This is a genomic window from Candidatus Thiodiazotropha sp. AKIB8 (assembly GCF_058244675.1).
On the sequence record NZ_JBSYOO010000010.1, the window covers coordinates 1 to 18,920 of the forward strand.

General features: G+C 47.0%; 16 protein-coding genes. 12 read left to right on the forward strand and 4 right to left on the reverse strand.

Going from position 1 to position 18,920, the window contains the following annotated elements; genetic code table 11:
- The first annotated feature begins 247 nt into the window (after nucleotides 1-247).
- The 6 genes from AC4IFB_RS01520 to AC4IFB_RS01545 all read left to right on the forward strand — a co-directional run bounded on the left by AC4IFB_RS01520 (nucleotide 248) and on the right by AC4IFB_RS01545 (nucleotide 8,039).
- Entirely contained in the window at nucleotides 248-1,396 is a 1,149-nt protein-coding gene (locus tag AC4IFB_RS01520) for a DUF3754 domain-containing protein (protein WP_490775452.1), read from the forward strand.
- Nucleotides 1,397-1,508: 112 nt separating this feature from the next.
- Nucleotides 1,509-2,096, forward strand: coding sequence for a rhodanese-like domain-containing protein (locus AC4IFB_RS01525; RefSeq protein WP_490775484.1), 588 nt, complete (start codon nucleotides 1,509-1,511; stop codon nucleotides 2,094-2,096).
- 273 nt (nucleotides 2,097-2,369) lie between these two features.
- Nucleotides 2,370-4,346: a hypothetical protein gene (locus AC4IFB_RS01530; protein ID WP_490779163.1), complete on the forward strand. Its 1,977-nt coding sequence runs from the start codon at nucleotides 2,370-2,372 to the stop codon at nucleotides 4,344-4,346.
- Entirely contained in the window at nucleotides 4,347-5,333 is a 987-nt protein-coding gene (locus AC4IFB_RS01535) for an HlyD family secretion protein (RefSeq protein WP_490779164.1), read from the forward strand.
- Nucleotides 5,330-6,745 carry a TackOD1 domain-containing metal-binding protein gene (locus tag AC4IFB_RS01540; protein ID WP_490779165.1) on the forward strand — a complete coding sequence of 472 codons (1,416 nt, stop codon included), beginning with the start codon at nucleotides 5,330-5,332 and terminating at the stop codon, nucleotides 6,743-6,745. Before AC4IFB_RS01535 ends, AC4IFB_RS01540 begins: the two co-directional genes overlap by 4 nt.
- The gene (locus AC4IFB_RS01545) at nucleotides 6,735-8,039 is read left to right on the forward strand and encodes a glycosyltransferase family 2 protein (protein WP_490779166.1); all 1,305 of its coding nucleotides are present in this window, start codon (nucleotides 6,735-6,737) and stop codon (nucleotides 8,037-8,039) included. Before AC4IFB_RS01540 ends, AC4IFB_RS01545 begins: the two co-directional genes overlap by 11 nt.
- Before the next feature lie 32 nt (nucleotides 8,040-8,071).
- Here AC4IFB_RS01545 and AC4IFB_RS01550 read toward each other — a convergent pair whose 3' ends face one another.
- The 4 genes from AC4IFB_RS01550 to AC4IFB_RS01565 form a co-directional block, all read right to left on the reverse strand.
- Nucleotides 8,072-8,287, reverse strand: a complete 216-nt coding sequence (locus AC4IFB_RS01550) for a hypothetical protein (RefSeq protein ID WP_490779167.1) — start codon at nucleotides 8,285-8,287, stop codon at nucleotides 8,072-8,074.
- Between the two features lie 11 nt (nucleotides 8,288-8,298).
- Nucleotides 8,299-9,237 carry a hypothetical protein gene (locus AC4IFB_RS01555; protein WP_490779168.1) on the reverse strand — a complete coding sequence of 313 codons (939 nt, stop codon included), beginning with the start codon at nucleotides 9,235-9,237 and terminating at the stop codon, nucleotides 8,299-8,301.
- Nucleotides 9,238-9,339: 102 nt separating this feature from the next.
- Nucleotides 9,340-10,155, reverse strand: coding sequence for an RtcB family protein (locus AC4IFB_RS01560; RefSeq protein ID WP_490779169.1), 816 nt, complete (start codon nucleotides 10,153-10,155; stop codon nucleotides 9,340-9,342).
- Complete coding sequence (locus AC4IFB_RS01565; protein ID WP_490779170.1) at nucleotides 10,145-10,306, reverse strand: hypothetical protein; 162 nt, start codon at nucleotides 10,304-10,306, stop codon at nucleotides 10,145-10,147. The genes AC4IFB_RS01560 and AC4IFB_RS01565 overlap by 11 nt, the downstream gene beginning before the upstream one ends.
- Before the next feature lie 848 nt (nucleotides 10,307-11,154).
- Here AC4IFB_RS01565 and AC4IFB_RS01570 point away from each other — a divergent pair.
- The 6 genes from AC4IFB_RS01570 (at nucleotide 11,155) to AC4IFB_RS01595 (ending at nucleotide 18,907) form a co-directional block, all read left to right on the forward strand.
- Complete coding sequence (locus AC4IFB_RS01570) at nucleotides 11,155-13,329, forward strand: glutamine synthetase III family protein (protein ID WP_490779171.1); 2,175 nt, start codon at nucleotides 11,155-11,157, stop codon at nucleotides 13,327-13,329.
- Between the two features lie 525 nt (nucleotides 13,330-13,854).
- The gene (locus tag AC4IFB_RS01575) at nucleotides 13,855-14,247 is read left to right on the forward strand and encodes a hypothetical protein (RefSeq protein ID WP_490779172.1); all 393 of its coding nucleotides are present in this window, start codon (nucleotides 13,855-13,857) and stop codon (nucleotides 14,245-14,247) included.
- 2 nt (nucleotides 14,248-14,249) lie between these two features.
- Entirely contained in the window at nucleotides 14,250-15,488 is a 1,239-nt protein-coding gene (locus AC4IFB_RS01580) for a Zn-dependent hydrolase (RefSeq protein ID WP_490775441.1), read from the forward strand.
- A 29-nt stretch (nucleotides 15,489-15,517) separates the two neighbouring features.
- Entirely contained in the window at nucleotides 15,518-16,279 is a 762-nt protein-coding gene (locus tag AC4IFB_RS01585; RefSeq protein ID WP_490775483.1) for a cysteine hydrolase family protein, read from the forward strand.
- The gene (locus AC4IFB_RS01590) at nucleotides 16,276-17,730 is read left to right on the forward strand and encodes a sodium:solute symporter family protein (RefSeq protein ID WP_490775440.1); all 1,455 of its coding nucleotides are present in this window, start codon (nucleotides 16,276-16,278) and stop codon (nucleotides 17,728-17,730) included. The genes AC4IFB_RS01585 and AC4IFB_RS01590 overlap by 4 nt, the downstream gene beginning before the upstream one ends.
- A 139-nt stretch (nucleotides 17,731-17,869) precedes the next feature.
- Nucleotides 17,870-18,907 carry an aspartate/ornithine carbamoyltransferase family protein gene (locus AC4IFB_RS01595; RefSeq protein ID WP_490779215.1) on the forward strand — a complete coding sequence of 346 codons (1,038 nt, stop codon included), beginning with the start codon at nucleotides 17,870-17,872 and terminating at the stop codon, nucleotides 18,905-18,907.
- Nucleotides 18,908-18,920 lie beyond the last annotated feature (13 nt).

The following is an 18,920-nucleotide window of genomic DNA, read 5'->3' on the forward strand; positions in this document are numbered from 1 at the left end:
GGGCAGGGCCCCACCCTACGCCCTGAATTGAACGGTAGGGTGGGGCCCTGCCCCACCAAAACGGCTTAAGTAAGTGCCATTCGGGCCTAGGGCCTGTTAACACTAATCGAATAGGCCCTAGATAAAACAGGTGAATTGGAGCCTGATTATCCTTACTTTAATTGATAGTAAACAGATCGTGGTCAGTTGAAATCTATCACATAGGTTTTTGACGGTGCCTAAACGTTGATGAAAGGTTACTGGCTTTATGGCAGAACATAGGCAGATTTCGCAATTTGACCATTTTATTCCTGTTACCACTTCAGAGATAATCTCTGCACTGGCGAAAGGTGGATTATCGCCCGATCAAATTCAGGTGATTCATAAGCTCAGGCGAATTCTTACGCTTCAATTTTCTGATAAATTAGTCCATCTGAAGCATGTTTATCAGCCCTTCAACCCGGATCGTGAGCTGGTGTCTGATGCCTCTGAGACTTGTAAACCTGCAGAGTCAATCGAGCGTATCAAAAAACTGTTAAGTGATGCGAATTACTCCGAGCTTAATCGAGAACAGATTGAATTCGCTTTAGAGCAGTCATCGCCCTATGGTCTGGATGTCAAAATTGACTTTGATAGATTTGAATACGTCAGTCTATTCTATCGGGCCAAGAGTCAGCAGTCGGCAGCGGTTCGTGACTGGAAAACCTGCTATCTGAAAAAGCGCACAGTTAATTTTATCACCTACCAAAGGATATGCCTGCTGCTCTACTATCGGGGTCACCAGGACAAAGCAGGAATTCATATAAAGTTATTCAAAGATATTTTAAAACCTGATCTAGAGATGCTTTTTCCTGACTGTAAAATCAGGATGAAAGTAGTTGATAAGTTGAAACTCGCTGTAACTGGTGGGGGCGGTACTGCAGGGGGGCTGGTAGCGACCATAGGTAAATTAACAGCGGCTGTATCACCTTGGGCGATTGTTATGGCTGTGGGAGGTTTTGCTGCACTATTATGGCGTCAGATAAATAAGGTCTTTATGCAAAGAACCCGCTACATGGCTTCACTGGCGCAAAATCTCTATTTCAATAATTTGGACAACAATATGGGGGCAGTAACCTATATTGTTGATCAGGCGCGTCAGGAAGAGATTAAAGAGACCATTCTGGCCTACGGATTGATCAATCTTCTTGCGATCAATGATAAGTCTGAACTCGATACGGCTTGCGAGCAATGGCTGACCGAAAAATTTGACTGTGTGATCGATTTCGATATCGATGATGGAATAAAAAAACTTAAAAGATTTAAATTGATAGATTCTGATAGTGGAGAGTTGAGATGTGTATCAGCTGAGCTGTTATGTGAAAACCTGGATAGGCAATGGCTTGAATATATCGAGAAACCTGAGATTAGATTTTGATGACAATTAATAGAGGTGCCCTTAACCCATGATAAATACATTCCAGGCCATACAATTATTACTACTACTAATAGGGTTGTCTTTTTTCAGTTCTGGTGCAGTTTCATTGGAAGTGAACATTACCCCGCAGATTGATGAATTTCAGATCCAACATGGCAAAAAGCTAATCACTATTCGCCGCAATCAGGATACTGAGGCGATGCTGGAATTCGATTTCGCCCGCACCTCACGTCCCTGTCCTCCCTTTTGTGCACAGCCGATGCAGGTCACTAAGGAGGTGAAAACGATTGGGGAGATAGAGCTTATTGAATTTATGAAAAATGAGCTTAGTCAAGACCATGGATTATTGATCGATGCCAGAACAACGGATTGGCATGAGCGCGGCACAATACCTGGCTCAATTAATATTCCCTACACACAACTCAACCCAGATCAGGGTGCAGACGAAATAACACTCGAGGATTCGCTGTCGAGATTAGGTGGAAAATTGGTTAATGAAAAATGGGATTTCAGTCAGGCAAAGTTGCTCGTTCTCTGGTGCAATGGACCATGGTGTGGACAGTCCCCGACAGCGATCAAAGGACTACTCAGTATAGGCTATCCTCATCAGAAGCTTCTCTACTATCGTGGCGGCATGCAGCTCTGGAGGATCTTTGGACTACCCGTTGTCTCAGCGGAAGGTGATTTGCTGGATGAGTGATGGTTTGATGCTCCATATTCAGTAGTCAAGGAGGTTGTTTAGGATAAAAAACCGGGAAATATAGAATCAGCTTGTTACTGCCGAATCTATTTTGTTACAAGATATTTTCAATTGTTCACTTGACTCTTGACGTTATCACTCCATACTCTTAAAAAAAGCTGTTTATCATATATTTACGTGAAATATTATAGTCGTTTACTTCTGCCTTCCCTGATACTTTTTTGCATTGCGCTGTCCGTTTTCGCAGAGACAGCCAGTTCTGATGCTGTATCGGTGAAAGGAACCAAGCTTTCAGCTGACAATCATCCTCTGCCAAGTAGTGCGCTGGAGGATGAATATTGGCAGTGGCTTACTCAACTGGCTGACGAACTGGACAAGATGATATCCCGTCAGCCAACTCTCCGATCAACGAGAAATCTCTTGAAAACCGATTGTGAAAGGTCTCAATCGGTTAACTATCGAGAGCAAGCGCTCTTGGCAGAAGCTGATCTGGCAAGAAAGGATCTTGGCCTCTATTTTGATGCTGGGGTAACTGATGAATGGGACTCAGAATTCGAATCAGAAGATAGTCAGCGGGCCTATGTCGGCTTGACGTGGCGAGTGCTCGAAGATGGCTATCGAGAGCAGCGGCACCGTGCTAATTTGGCTGAAGCCCGAGCAGAATCAGAAGTACTTCAGTCAAAGTTAGATCTGCGGAAATCACTTGAAACCTGTCGATATGATGCAACAAGGGATAGTTTTGCCCCTGTATGGCTGCCACTGCTGACCCTCAAGGAGTCTTTTCTGAGTAAGCTCTATGAGCTGCAAAAAGAGAGCTACTTGATGGGGGGAATATATTTAGATGATCTTCTCGACAGTCAAAGGGAGCTGAAATCGATACTTGAGCACTATCGCATGCTGCAGCATGGATTGGCGCAGCAAAATGATAGAATTGAGCCTGGAATGCCCCCGCTATTGGATCTGGATATGGCAGAAATTCGTCAACGAATTCAGGATGATCCTGAGCGGGAGAGGCTTTTGAATCTAAAACACTCTATTTTAGATCAACAGAGCATCTCCAATGACGATAAGCGTTTGCGTTTTTATCTTCGATATAACGTGCATGAGGATAGCCGCGAAAATGGTCCAACTGTTGGTGCAGCCTTCTCCATGCCACTTGCAGCTGGTCGTTATTCAGAGTCAATTGTGGATCTGCATAAAAAAGGTATTCAGCAGGAGATAGAAGATGGAGAGCGAAAAAGACTCAGACGAAGTGAGCTTGCCTATAGTGAATTGTTGGAGCAGCGTGAGCGCGTAGTAAAACAGAATTACCGCTATCTGGCAGCCTATGAACAGCTCAGGCGTACGATTGGAAGGCATCAATGGGTGGCTGGATCAGGAGAGTTTACACATGCTGTGACGAGGATGACTACCCTGATCGAAAGTGCCGTGGAACTCATGCGTGCTGTAGAAGAGATGTATAGACGGGTACATCGGGTGTTTGTCCGGGGGGGTATCTCCTACAGTCCTGAATTGGTAACACTTACGCCGCTACAAAATAGCACTTATCGGGCTAGAGAAGGGGGTAGGGCGGTATATATTTGGTCTGCCAGTTTTAACCGCTTTCCGAATGGATTGATTCAGGAATTTATACGTGCAAAAGGTATTAACGAGGTTATTCTGAGTGGCAGTGAGCAGATTCAAGATAAGAAGCTATCAGGGTTCCTGAGGGTATCAGAACAGAAAGGGGTTAAGGTTCAGCTGTTGCTTGGTGACAATAGCTGGCTTACCAAATCCAAGCAAAAAGCACTACTGGTCAGGTTGGGACGATTGATTGAGCGCAGTGGGCATCTACACATTGATGTTGAACCTCATACACTCGATGATTTTAAACAGAAGCGACGGACCTATCTGGAGAGCTACCAGCAACTGATTTCTGCGATTTCAAGTCGGCTTGGTAAACAGGGGCAAATCTCAGTATCAGTGCCGTTACATTGGGATCCGCAGGACTACCGGCACCTCAATACTACAGTTGATCGTATCTATCTGATGGCTTATGAGATCAGACGGGTTGATACCTTGCAGCGTAGATTGGCTGAGGTTCTCCCTCATCTCTCACTCGAAAAAGTTGTCATTGCATTGCGGCCTGAGGATTTTATGAATGAAGTTGAACTTGAGTCTGTGATAGAGCAACTCTCGAAAAAATTTGGCGTGGAGCACTTTGCGCTACATGATATTGACAGTTATCTAGAACTCAGCGATGGGCAGTAGATGAGAATAAGAAACAAAAAAAGCTTTGTTGTAGTAGGGCCGGAAGGTAAAGCACCCAAGTCGATATGGTCAAAGTTAACCCATGTGGTCTACCTTCTATTCCTTATTCTGCTAGCTACATATTTAATCTATTTCGTCTTTTACCGCTTCACTGCATTCGAATTGCAAGGTCAGGTAAGTGTAGAAAGGGTAAGAATCAGTGCTTTGCAGGGTGGACGTATAACTTTGCTCAATATTCAAGCTGGGGAGCATGTAAAGTCTGGAGATCAGATAGTAATATTAGAAACCAATGAAACATGCACTGTAAAGTCAGATAAAACATTACGCAAATTGAAACAGTCCATTGCATTAGATCAGCAACGTCTGAAACTCCTTAACAGTAGAAGAGATATTGTGGCGACTAGAAAGCAGGGTTTGCTGGATGAACGCAGACTTGGCAGGGTGTTGGAACTTGAACGCCGGAAATTGACTGAAACGCAGTCACTACAACGTGACCTGGATGATTTGGATATGAAGATCCAGGTTATTACTGAGGAGATAAAACTGCAGCAATTTGAACTTCAACAGCAATCACAAATAGAAGACGAGACAGGTGATTGTGGATTGGAAAGAATTGTAGCACCAGTTGATGGAGTAGTGGTGGCAGTCAATCAGCACCTGTATGAGGTCATCAATCGAAAAGATACTATTCTGACATTAATGCCGGACAAACCAGAAGTATGGGTCGAGGCCTTTTCTAAAAAAGATGAACGTTTGCCCAATCTATCCGGACAGACTGTAGCTGTCAGATTGCCAAACAATGAGATCACGCAAGGAAAAGTTTCGAGTCTTCACGCTGCTGCATATCCATTCCCTGAAAGGGAATATGATATCTACACTCCTGAAGCGAGTTCACTAAGTCTAAAGATTATACCGATCAACAATGAGACAGCTGTAGAGTGGATTAAATTCGATAGAATGGCTGTAACGGTAGAGGGCGAGCGATGAATAGAGGACTCTTGATTTCGGCTGATGAAAACCCGCTACGCTTACCCCTCTCGAATAGCGCAGAAGAATCTAATTGGCGTGGCTTGGATGCTGGCGCGGATGTTGATTATTTCCTCATTGATACACCAAATGAAGATCAAGCAAAAAAAATAATTAATTTGGTGAGGCATAAGTTGCTTCCGGCAGTCTATCTTAAACCGATTGTATTAGTCAGTGTTTGGGGAGATCTGCCAAAATCATTGCAGGATCAATCTGATTTTGTCATTAGCCGACAGCAGATGAAGCGTGAATTGCCAGCAACCCTGTTGGATGAGATTGAGGCTCTTAATCGGCGTATCAACAGTCTGCAAGAGCAGAAATTAAGAGCTGATACCAACCTGGCGTTACGGCTTCTTCGCTACCTATATACAAGGGATAGGGAGATTGAGCCAATCCCTTCGATTCATAGTCGAGGAGGATTTACCTATCCAGGATTAGAGAGTCTGTTTGGCGTAAATGATCTGAGTATGTGGCAGACTATTGAATTTCTATCTGCTCAACATCTGATTCAGACTCGATTCATTACTCGAACACATCAGTGTGCGAGTTGTGGCTGTGCTTTTTTGAACTTTAAGGAGACTTGTCCTCAGTGCCAATCAGAAGAGCTTGATTCAGATGATTTGGTTCATCATTTTCGCTGTGGGTATACAGCAGAATTGGCAGATTTCAAACAACAGGAAAAGCTGGTCTGTCCTAAATGTGATCAGAGCTTGAGGCATATTGGCGTCGATTACGATAAGCCTTCGGTAATGTATCATTGCAGAGGTTGTGATCATCGTTTTCAAGAGCCGGAAATTGCAACCACATGTTATGATTGCCATCGTACTGCACCACCCGAACATCAGATCCACCGCAATATAGATGCCTTTAAATTGAGCATGCTGGGAGTTAATGCTGCCCTGTTTGGTATCGACTCACTTTTTGCTTCGATACTAGAGCGTAAGCTACAGTTGCTTCCGCTTGATCTATTTGAACGATTTATATCTGTTGAGAAGGCGCGGATTATCCGTTACAAGCTTTCAAATTCAAGCTTGCTGCTTATTGATATCAAAGGACTTGAAGAGATCTACCTGAAGCTGGGCGAGCGTACCAGCGAGGTCTACGAGGAACTTGCGAATCTATTTTATGCCATGTTGCGTAATTCAGACCTTATCAGTAGTCGAAACGAATCGCTATTTCTCATGCTGTTAACCGAAACGTCTCCTGATGATGCGAAAATTGTACAACAGAGGTTAAGGCAGGGTGTGTCAGAACTGCTTAAGGCCAGTTTGGGAACAACTCCTGAGATTATCTCGAATATTACCAGTGTAGACGACTCTTTAGACCTGACAGAGTTTATGGAAAAGTTTTTAAACGAAAACCATGCTGAATGATACTTTCGACTTTGTAACTGGTTTGAGTACAGGGCAGTTGATCGCCTATTTCTGGCCCTTCTTTCTATTCGACCTTACACGTTATGTATTGTTTGATGTTCTTATACTGACGCTATATTTACCAAGAAGAAAGCGTAACAAGCAGAGAAGGGCAGAAGCAAGGAGACTGCTTTTCCATGAGAAGCCTCTGGTCTCGGTGATCGCTCCTGGAAAGAATGAAGGTAAGCATATCCCAAGTTTAGCTGAATCGCTGACCAGGCAGACCTATAAAAATCTTGAGATAGTAATAGTAGATGATGGATCTGATGATGATACTGAAATTATCTGCAGAAAATTGCTCAAGGATGGAAAAATAGATCAATTTATCCGTAATGATGTGCGTGGTGGGAAGGCATCAGCTGCTAATACAGCACTATATTACTCAACGGGTAAATATGTAATCCATCTTGATGCGGATTCTGAACTTCGTTTCGACTCAATCGAAACAATCCTCCTGCCTTTCTATCAGGATTCCAAGATCGCAGCAGTAGGCGGTGATATCCGTGTCGCCAATCTTAACGATACAATGGCGACCAGAACCCAGGCAATTGAGTACTTCAAAGGGATATCTACTGGGCGAACGGTCTCTTCAATGCTGGGTATCTTGCGCATAGTCGCCGGTGCCTATGGTGCTTTTCGCAGGGATGTTCTAGATCGGCTTGGTGGCTGGGATGTCGGTCCTGGACTGGATGGCGATATCACCATGAAAATACGTAAGCTTGGCCTGAAAGTGGTTCATGAACCCCATGCAGTCTGTTATACGAATGTGCCAACCAGTTTTCGTAAACTGGCGAAACAGAGATTTCGCTGGGACAGGTCCATGGTGCGTTTTCGTGCAAGAAAACATTTTGATGTTTTGCTGCCAACATCGAATTTCATGTTGAGTAATTTCATTGCAACAGCTGAAAACCTGTTTTATAACCTATTTCTCAACTTCAAATGGTGGTTCTATCTTGCACAAGTAATATTTTTCTATGGTGCAATGCTCCACAATATCATAATAGTTAATTATTTACTCTACACCCTCGCAAATCTGGCAGAGTTCATGGTTGCTGTGGTATTGCTCAGAAAGACACTGCGCAAGCAGGATTTGTTACTATTTCTCTATCTGCCATTGATGCCACTCTACACTGGCTTATATCTAAGGATCGTTAGAACTTATGCCTACATTATGGAGTTTATACATAGATCATCCTACGCAGATCAATGGAATCCATGGAAAGTATCAAAGGTTGTCAAAAAAGATCGGCTTTAATATGTCTATATTTTCGAGATATCATCGACTCCCTAAGTAAAAAAACCGGGGCGTGCCTGCTGCCCCGATTCCTGTTGATACTCGTTATTTGTATCGTCTATCTCATCTTGCCACTCTTCGATTGCACTATCTGTTAAACGTCTTGCCTGAACACGTGTTCCTGTTTTTGACTTTATATGTACCCCTCCTTTTCGCAGTAAAGGAGATTGGGCGACATGATTGCGTATAGGTCTATTCCGTTTTGGCATGGTAATTCTCCTTACAAGGCCAGTTTGTACCACTCAACCTGTTTTAGGTTACGTTTTTTTCGTTTAAAACCACGATCTGTCTTGATGAACTCAGGGTCTTCATTGGTGATTTGAAAGCAGAACTTCCTCGGAAGATCGGAGTAGATCGAACGAGGTGGAGATCCACCAAAGACCTGCTTTATTCTCTGCCCAGTTTCATGGGTATGGTAGTAGATTTTTCTGATCCCCAACTCTGTATAGATGAAGCGTATTGCAGCTGTCAGCATGGCTTCAGACCAGATGTTGTAAAATGGTTCTAGAACCTTCTCAGCATAGGTAATAAAGGCTTCCTGTTTACAATTACACCACTCTAAATGCCAGGGTGTAGATCCGATTTTGATACCCTTTAAGCAGTGCAATACCGACCGCACCCAATCACTCTGTATCTCTTCTATCAAGGCTTCGTTACTGCCTAAATCAAAGTCAATTCTTGCCCAGGCCAGAGTGTCACGGTATAGAGTGCGCTTGTTTCTATCCATAACCGGATGACCATTGTAGTTAAAGATATAGTCATCATCTGGTTTAACAAGACGGTGATAGGCTCGATTGTGCTTTTCTGAAAAATTTAGCTGAAGTACCAGGTTGCAGCCTTTACGAGTTGTTTGGTAGTCCCATCGATTACTATTGCCCCAGCGGTCGACTGTCAATACAAAGGGTTGACTGGTCTCTTTCCAGGTATGCTCAAATAGTTCTGGTGTCAGTTTGCCATGTCCATGGTGTGATAGCAGCGATTTAATATCTGGTTGGTTTAACAGATGCTGAAATTGTGACTGCTTGATTGCATTGACGCTGCACTGCTCCTTAGTGGCGCAGAAAAGCAGAAAAAAAGCATACTGACCCTTGAAGTAGTGAAACAGTGTGCGTTCTTCTGACAGGCAGGCAATAACTTCATCTAGTATCTCTTTCCTCATGACAATATCCTTTCTTGAAATCTGTTCGTTCTGCTCTATATTTTTTGTCTTCTTTAACTTTTCTCGTAAACATAATTGTTCTCCTGTGGTTTAAATCTATTGCTAACCTTTAATACAGATAATCTGTTTCAGTGTGTGTACTACATCAACCAGATCGTTCTGATTTTGCATAACAGTTTCGATGTTTTTATAAGCATCAGGGATTTCATCTATGATTCCCTTGTCTTTGCGGCATTCAACCCCTTCAGTTTGGTTGACTACGTCCTGCTCAACAAATTTTCGTTTGGCTGCACTACGACTCATTTTCCTTCCTGCACCATGTGAGCAGGAGCAAAATGACTGCGGATTGCCCTTGCCCCGGACTATAAACGACTTGGCGCCCATGCTGCCTGGTATGATGCCTAATTCATCTATACACAATTCGATAAAGTGATTACCGCCACCCAAAGTGCCAATTTGTCTAACCCAGGTTTGATAAGGTCTCTTCTGTAGAGAATAGATCTTTTTGTGCTTATTAATGATCCTGTCCAGCCCCCCGGAAAGGGCGCGGATAGTCGACTGACGTACACGATCAGATTTATGCATGTTAAAACCAACTGGAATTGATTCTTCAATCCCCAATCTTATGGCTCTCAGATTGTCAGGTAGATCCTTGGCCTTAATCGATAGGCGTATAGCATTCATGCCACAGCCAATATCTACACCAACTGCCGCAGGAATAATTGCTCCCTTTGTCGGTATTACTGAGCCAACAGTGGCCCCTTTTCCATAATGCACATCAGGCATAGCAGCAACATGGTTATGTACAAAGGGCAGCTGTGCAATGTTGTAGAGCTGTTGCATGGCTTCAGCTTCCACTTCGTCTGTATAGATCTTTACCGGAACTCTGCCTTTACTGATTGTTCGTTTAATAGGCATCGTCGTTAACCTCGTCTGATACCGCAACTACTTGGAATTTGAGTGCAGGTACACGTTTTCTGGCAAGAATACGCGGATCAATGCCATCTTCAGAGTCAAGTTTGCTGCATAGTTTGTTGGCTTCAATAAGCCACTGTTTTGATCTCTTCATTGTTAATTCCTACACTATGGCGTGAAAATGGAATTGCATAGGGCGCAATAATCCACAGCCGCCAGTAGATGTCAGCGTAAAATATTCAGTGCTATGTAGGAGCCCGGTCCAAGCGACCGGATGAAGTTACCGGAAGGTAATGGACACGAGGCTCATGAGTAGTTGAAATAGATTCATTCATTGCCTCCTGAAAATTGAAAGTTGAAAAGATGGAGCGGGACTCTACGATATGGATATATCTCTGTCAATAAATATTTATACTTGCTTCTAAATAGTTGCTCCGCAGCTACTCTTATGAATACAGAGGTGCCCTTAACACTGTGGCTGAATAGCTCAACAAGGTATTTAATTGATATTGTTACTACTGTCATAAACGGAGTCATCGTCTTATCTAAAGCACCAGAATTGACGGGCAGGGTACTACGCCACTCCAAAGCTTTTTGTGATTAAACAGATCTGTGTTGTCGGATTTAGTACGTCCTAACAAGGTAGTGCACGCACAGGTTTCGTGCGCAGGCGCCCCTTGATAGTGCGTCTCTTCCGGAATTACCAGATTATTCTGACAGGTATTGTGATCTTTTTCGCCGCTAAGGTCAGGCAAACAGCGGTAAATAGCCCACATACCCCCCATTCAACCACACCCCGTGTGCGACAATAGATATTATCTATTTTGTGGCATAAAAACTGCTCTGTTTAATTATCAACGTGAGATTAGTCATGAGCGCCCGCCATTCAATGCTTCGCTCCAAGCTGTCATATCAATCGCTCGCGTTTAATAATTTATACCATCAATCTTACGGACGCGGTGCACCGTTTTCCGGTAGATAAACGATAATTGAGGAAACAATATGAGCCAGAGTGCAGCACGTTCCCATGCGGTTTTTGAAATCACTACAGGCGCACCGATATCAGTTAAAAAACCAGAGTCTTTGGAGAGTATCTGGGCCAGTGATGTCTTTACATTAATCAAAATGGAAGACGCCTTGTCGAAGTCCGCTTTCAAGGCAATGAAGAAAACTATGGAAACAGGTGATTCACTTGCACCTGAGGTTGCTGATGATGTGGCGGCTGCAATGAAGACTTGGGCACTATCCAAAGGTGCTGATTACTTTGCACATGTGTTTTATCCACTTACTGGTGCTTCAGCAGAAAAGCACGATAGTTTCATCGTCACTGACGCAAGTGGTAAAGCAATAACAGAATTCAATGGCAGTCTGCTGACTAAGGGTGAACCTGATGGCTCCTCATTTCCAAATGGTGGTATCCGTCAAACCAATGCAGCGCGCGGCTATACCTTTTGGGATCCAACCAGTCCCGCATTTATTCTTGATACAGAGAATGGTGCCACACTCTGTATTCCTTCGGTTTTTGTCTCCTGGACCGGTGAAGCGCTAGATAAAAAAGTACCTCTGCTACGTTCCAATGCAGCCGTTAATGAGGCCGGAACCAAGTTACTCAAATTGATGGGTGAGAGTGAAGTGGCACCCCTTAATTCAAGTTGTGGTGCAGAGCAGGAGTACTTCCTGGTTGATGCAAAATTTGCAAACCTTCGGCCTGATCTGCTGTTGGCCGGTCGCACACTTTTCGGTGCCCCTTCGCCTAAGGGGCAGGAGTTTGATGACCACTATTTTGGTGCGATTCCAGAGCGTGTGCAGGTCTACATGGAGGATGTCGAGGAGTCACTCTACCGACTCGGTATTCCTGCCAAGACCCGACATAATGAGGTCGCTCCTGGTCAATTCGAAATCGCTCCCTATTTCGAGGCGGCCAACGTGGCGGCGGATCATCAACAGATGTTAATGACTGTACTTAAAAATATCGCCAAGAAACATGGCTTTGTATGTCTGCTGCATGAAAAACCCTTCGCAGGTATCAATGGTTCAGGTAAACATGTTAACTGGTCGATCGGAAATGCTACCCAGGGCAATTTACTCGATCCTGGTGACACCCCACATGAGAACCTTAACTTTCTTCTGTTTTGTGGTGCGGTCATCCGTGGTGTTCATCAATTTGGGCCGCTGCTACGTGCTGTTATCGCATCGGCCGGTAATGACCATCGTCTGGGTGCTAACGAGGCCCCTCCTGCTATCCTCTCTGTCTATCTTGGCACAGAGATAGAGCAGATTTTTGAACAGATTAAAGAGGGTAAGCTCGATGGGATAGGTGCCAGCGGTATAATGGATCTCGGTTTGTCACAGATCATCCCGTTTGCAAAGGACTCGGGGGATAGAAATCGCACCTCACCTTTTGCATTCACTGGAAATCGATTTGAGTTCCGCGCTGTTGGTTCGAACCAGTCTGTCTCTGGTCCGTTGATTGCAATGAACACCATCCTCGCTGATTCACTAAACTGGATGTCCGAGAAACTGGAGGCGGAACTTGCCAAAGGTTCCGAGCAGCCAGCTGCTGTAATTGCAGTTTTGAAGATGTTAATAAACGAACACAGTGTGGTTATTTTTGGTGGTGATGGCTACTCAGCTGAGTGGCACAAGGCTGCTGTCGAAGAGCGTGGACTTTTGAATCTCCCTACAACGGCAGATGCTTTACCCTACCTCTGCGATGATGATGTCAAAGCGCTGTTTGAGCGCACGAATGTATTGTCTCCGGTGGAGCTTCAGAGTCGTTACGAGGTCTATACCGAAATTTATATCATGTCGATTGCAGTTGAGGCCAAGCTGGTTGTTGAGATGGCCAAGACAATCATCTATCCAGCTGCAATGCGCTACCTGGCAGAGCTTGCTGATACAGATGCAGCAATAGGTGCTATGGGTATTGAGCTGGATCGATCGGTAGCCAAGAAAACAGCTGAAAGTGCCAATGCCATGATTGCGAAAGTTGCAGAGTTAAGCGAGGTCTGTAGCCGCGAGGAGTTTGCATCTACCGATGAGCATATGCAGTTTTGTGCAATGACGATTCGTCCACTTATGGACGAGGTACGCTTGTACGCGGATTCACTTGAAGCTGAACTCGCTGACGAACAGTGGCCATTGCCGAAGTATCGCGAGATGCTTTTCATCAAGTAAGACAGCATCAATGTGATATTGAGAGTGGCGGGATTCTCTCTTTAAAGATCCCGCCACTTGCATATTGCCACTGTCAATATTTCTTTGGGTGAAGTTTAGTAGCTTGGCGAAATACAACTTGGATTCAGTGATCAGAGTAGCTGGAAGAGGGGAATAACAGTCAGCTGGTCTGGCTTTTATTCCATCAGAGGTTAACTTGGTATTGATTGATTGTGACACGGAAATACCGTCTTATGAAAGGGGTAGTAGTTCTGGGATTTATAAGCATATCCTTTAATTAGGCATGAAAATTCTTTATGATGTTCACTAGTCACGTTGCTGTCGCCCCTAAAATTGCCAGGCAGAAACGAATCAAAGCCTTTCTCCTGAACAATGAAAACGACCTGATAATATAAAATATTTGTCGCCTGGAAGACGATGCGCTGCTCACCATCAATCTCCTTTTCGCATGGCTTAAGTCATCGCGCTGAGTCGAGCTTAACCTCTGGCAATACGGCTAACACCGTAACTGCTATGTCATCCCCCGTGGCCATCAGAATCACGATTTTACTGATACTCTTGCTGAACGCTGTCAATTCATTTGCAGTGGAGCTGGAGGTTTCACCTGAGCGTTCCACCAGTGGCACCTTTAATCTCAGCTGGAAGGGGGAGGTGGGGGAGAGCTACCGTCTGTTCCAGGTCGATAGGGGTGATCAGTCTGATTTGATCTATCAAGGTGTGGATACCGCGCGAGTTATGACCGGCTTGCCCGATGGTGACTATACCTATCGGGTAGAGGCGGCGTCAGGCAGCAGCGAGCCACGTAAAGTCACAGTTGCTCACCATAGCCTGGTTCGAGCCTTCAGCTTCTTCGGCGTTGGCCTGGTGGTCTTTATTGCTACAGTGATTATGATTGTTCGCGGCAGCAAGGGGCACTAAGCATGGAGAGTGAGTTACGCATCAACTTCGAACGCTTGAAGCAGAATCTGGACGACCTTTCCAATATCGGTCGGGAAAAGGATCACGGCATCTACCGCATGGCCTTCAGTGATGGGGATATGGAGGCAAGGCGCTGGCTCTCGCAACAGATCGAGTCTGCCGGTCTGAGTCTCTACCAGGATGGTGCCGCCAATCTGGGGGCACGTCTCAACTGGACTGATGACCGACCGGTGGTAATGACCGGCTCACACATCGATACAGTCCCCGGAGCTGGCCACCTGGACGGCGCACTGGGTGTTATCTGTGGTCTTGAAGCTCTGCGGGTTCTGCATGAACAGAATGTTTCACTAAGCAGCCCAGTTGAGCTGGTCGCCTTTTCCGATGAGGAGGGGCGGTTTGGAGGTCTACTTGGTTCCCAGTCTCTGTGTGGCCTGTTGACACCGGAAGCGATCCTCGCAGCTGAGGATCTGAATGGGATACGCCTTACCGAGGCTATGCAGCAGCAGGGGCTGAATGCTATGGATGCACTCTCCGCCCAGCGCGATCCCGGCAGCATAAAGGCATTTCTGGAATTACATATCGAACAGGGGCCGGTACTTGACCGTCAAGGCATGCAGATTGGTGCGGTTGATGCTATCACCGGACTCTTTAAATGGAATGTGCGCCTGATCGGCACCGCCAACCACGCAGGTACCACCCCAATGGAGATGCGCCAAGACGCCTTCCAGGGGCTGGCCGAGTTTGCCAGTCAAGTCGACCGGGTACTGGAAGAGCACGGCTCGCCCCGTAGCAGAACCACTATCGGCCGTGTCGAACTCTTCCCCGGTGCTGCCAATGTTGTACCTGGCATCGCCGAGTTCTCGCTTGAGGTCAGGGATACCGATCAGCAGGTGCTCGAAGCCTTGGCTGATGCTTACCGCCGGGCTCTCTCGGCCATAGCTCGCCGTCGTGACCTGATGTTTGAATTCGAAGTTCTTAGCACTATTGAACCCATACAGTGCCACAGTAGCGTGATAACTGCCGTGGAAACCTCAGCCCGGGATCTTGGTCTGGAGAGTCATCGTATGCCCAGTGGCGCGGTGCATGACACCCAGATTATGGCCTCCATGGCACCAGCAGGTATGGTTTTCGTGCCGAGCAAGGAGGGGCGAAGCCACTCCCCGGCAGAGTGGACGGCCTGGAAAGATATTGAAGCCGGCGCTAACACCTTGCTTAACGCTTTGGCCCGGCTAGCAGCCTGAAAAAACTAAGATAAGAAGTAATGCCCATGATGCAAAAAGATAAACTGGCAGAATCGATTGAGACAGGCGGTGAGTTTGTCAATCTCGATCCCTTACGCAATACCTATCGGGAGGCGATCACTGAAACTCCCGCAATAAAAAGTTCTCTGCGCCATGCTGACACCGCGCTGCTCTGTATCGATATGCAGTATCTCGATGCAGCGCCTGGCTACGGGGTTTTTGCCGATGCCGCTGCTTCCGGGGTGCCGCTGGAGGCCCAGGAGTACTATTTTGATCGGCTTAAGTACACTGTATTGCCCAGCGTCAACAGACTACAGGAGGCATTTCGCAGATTCGATCTGGAGGTGATCCATACCCGCATTCAATCTCACACCTCTGATGGACGTGATCGCAGTGCAGGCCACAAACGACTCGGCCTGCATGCAGCTCCAGGTTCCAAAGAGGCTGAGTTTCTTGAAGACGTGGCTCCCCAGGGGGATGAGATTATTATCAATAAGACAGCCTCAGGTGTCTTCAATTCCACCAATATCGAGTACATCCTGCGTAACATGCATATCACCGGTCTGTATGTTACCGGTGTCTACTCCAATGAGTGTGTCTCCACGGCCATCCGTGATGCATGCGATCTCGGCTTCCATGTCACTTTGATCTCTGACGGCTGTGCCACTGTGACCCCGGAGCTGCAGAAGGCGACTATCACCACCATGAAAGATCGCTATGCCAGGGTGCTCAATGCCAATGAGGCCATTGCCGAATTAGAAACACTATTTGAGTCGCGTAAAGCGTTGTGAACAGCGTCAACTCCGCCATTCTATCCCCCTCTACCGGCTGGTTTATTCTTGCGGTCTTCAGTCTGCTATGGGTAGCGCTTGGATGGTGGTTCGGTCGTGGCAACAAAGATCTGGAAGGCTATATGCTGGCCGGGCGAAAAGTTGGCATGGCGCTGGGTACCGCCACCGCCATGGCTACCTGGGTCACCAGCAACACCACGATGGCAGCGCCGCAATTGGCTCTGCAGATGGGTATTTGGGGCATGATAGGTTACTCCCTGGGTTCTGTCGGCCTGTTGCTCTTCGCACCTTTGGCGCGTCGTATTCGCCAGCTGATGCCTGGCGGTTTTACCAGCGGTGACTTTATCCGCCTTCGCTATGGCAAGACTGCCTGGCGGGTGTTCCTCGCCATCTCTCTTTTTTACGCCTTGGGTTGGCTCATCTCCATGGGCATGGCCGGTGGTGTTCTGATCCATGCCCTCACTGGCATCGACTACCAGTTTGGAATGAGCGTGATCGTGCTCATCTGTGTGCTCTATACACTGCTTGGAGGACTGCGAGCAGTCATCGGCACAGATTTCCTGCAGACCCTGATTATTCTGGTCGGTATCGTGGTGCTGGCCTGGCTGGCGATCGATAAGATCGGCTTCGAGACCATGCACACGGCCCTTGAAAAGGAGCGCCCTGAGCTGCTCAACCTGCTGATGCCTGCGGCGATCATGTTCCTCTTCAATAACCTGCTTTTCGGCGTTGGTGAGATCTTCCACTCCAACGTCTGGTGGAGCCGCGCTTTCGCCTTTCGTGAGGGGGTGGGTTTCAAGGCCTATCTGGTTGCTGGTCTCTTCTGGGCTCCGATACCGATCGTCGCTGGATTTATCGCACTGAGTGCGCCAGCCCTGAATCTGAACATACCTGCTGCCGATATGGTTGGCCCTATGGTAGCCGCAGAATTGCTTGGCACCGGTGGTGCGATACTGGTCTTTATCGTCGTCTTTGCTGCGCTCGCGTCGAGTCTTGACTCGCTGTTGGCAGCTACCTCCGATCTGATCCTCACCGACATATACAAGGGACATTTCAAACCCGATGCCGATCCGGAGATGCTGGCCCGTGCAGCACGCTGGGTGATCATCGGTCTGGGTATCGCCACCTGGCTGGTCTGCCTGCCAAGGCTGACTACATTGGCGGCTCTACTCCATTTCACCGGAGCTTTTGTGGCGAGTACCATCTGGCCAATCGCTACCGGTCTCTTCTGGTCCAGAGCCAATGCGACCGGTGCCACTCTGGCCATGGTGCTTGGTACTGCTGCCGGACTCACTGCCTATTTCCAGGTCGGTTTCTATGTGGCTGCGCTGGTCTCTGCCGCTGTCTCCATGAGCGTCGTATTGATTGCGACCTGGAGTAGGCCGGCGGACTTTGACTGGCAGGATCTTGATCCCGACAAACTCACCGCAAGACAGGAGTCAGGTGTATGACTGCATCCGTCACTTTTCTCTCTATCCTGGTAGGCGGCGCTACTTTCATCGCAGCGCTGATTCCATTCATTTTGATCGCGCTCTGGCTCTTGGACCTGCGTCGTGGGAGGCTGTGGTGAATAGTTATCTCGACCCTCGCCTGAAAGATCCTATCGAAGAGGATACACTCGATAGACAAGGCTTTGAGCGCCCCCATGAACTGATGCAGGTGGTGGAGGAGGATCTGTTACCACTCCTGGAACTGGCCCACAGACCAGTGATCTCATCGCGTCAGTTCAACCGGGAGCAGTTGATCCAACTCTGCCGCTTGGCCGCGCGCTTTGAGACCCAGCCTTCAATTATCAGCCGGCCACTCACCGGGAAGATTCTGATCAGTGCTTTCTATGAACCCAGTACCCGCACTCGTCTCTCGTTCGAGAGTGCCTGGCACCGATTGGGGGGGGATATTATGTCGATCACCGATCCCGCCTCTACTGGTATTGCCAAGGGTGAATCACTCTTTGATGTGGGTGAGATGCTGAATCATTACGGCGATATGGTGGTACTGCGTGACAGCAATCAAGATGCTGTGTATGAGATGCTTGAAGCGCTACGAATTCCTATCATCAATGCTGGAAACGGCCTGGATGAGCACCCCACCCAAGCCATGGCCGATATCTACGCCCTTCTCAAATGGAAGCCTGAGCTGGTAGCCAGGGAGTCCAGTTGTCGTGTACGTATTGGTATCATCGGTGTCCCCAGCCGGATGCGTACAGTACGCAGTTTGCTGATCTACCTGTCGCAGTTTTCACAGGGCATCGATGAGGTAGTGATCATCGCTGAGGGCAATAGTGACAGTGAGATGTTTGATCCCAGTCAGCGGGAAGAGTTGGAGGCATCTGGACTGAAACTCAGTGTCACCGACGACATGCAGAGTGTGCTTCCTGAGCTTGACGTGGTCTATATCAATGCCATTGCCTGGACTGGTGACAGCTACGAATCCCACGGCACAAAGTACACTTTGAATGCCGACTCCAACTTCAAATCCGACGCTATTATTTTGCATCCTCTTGCACGTGGTGCTGAGTTGGATCGTAGTTTGGACGACACAGCGCACAACTGGTACTTCGCCCAGGCACGTGGTGCTGTCTTCATTCGCATGGCCTTGCTTTCGACCATGCTCAAAACATTCAGCTAAGTGGATATTTAAT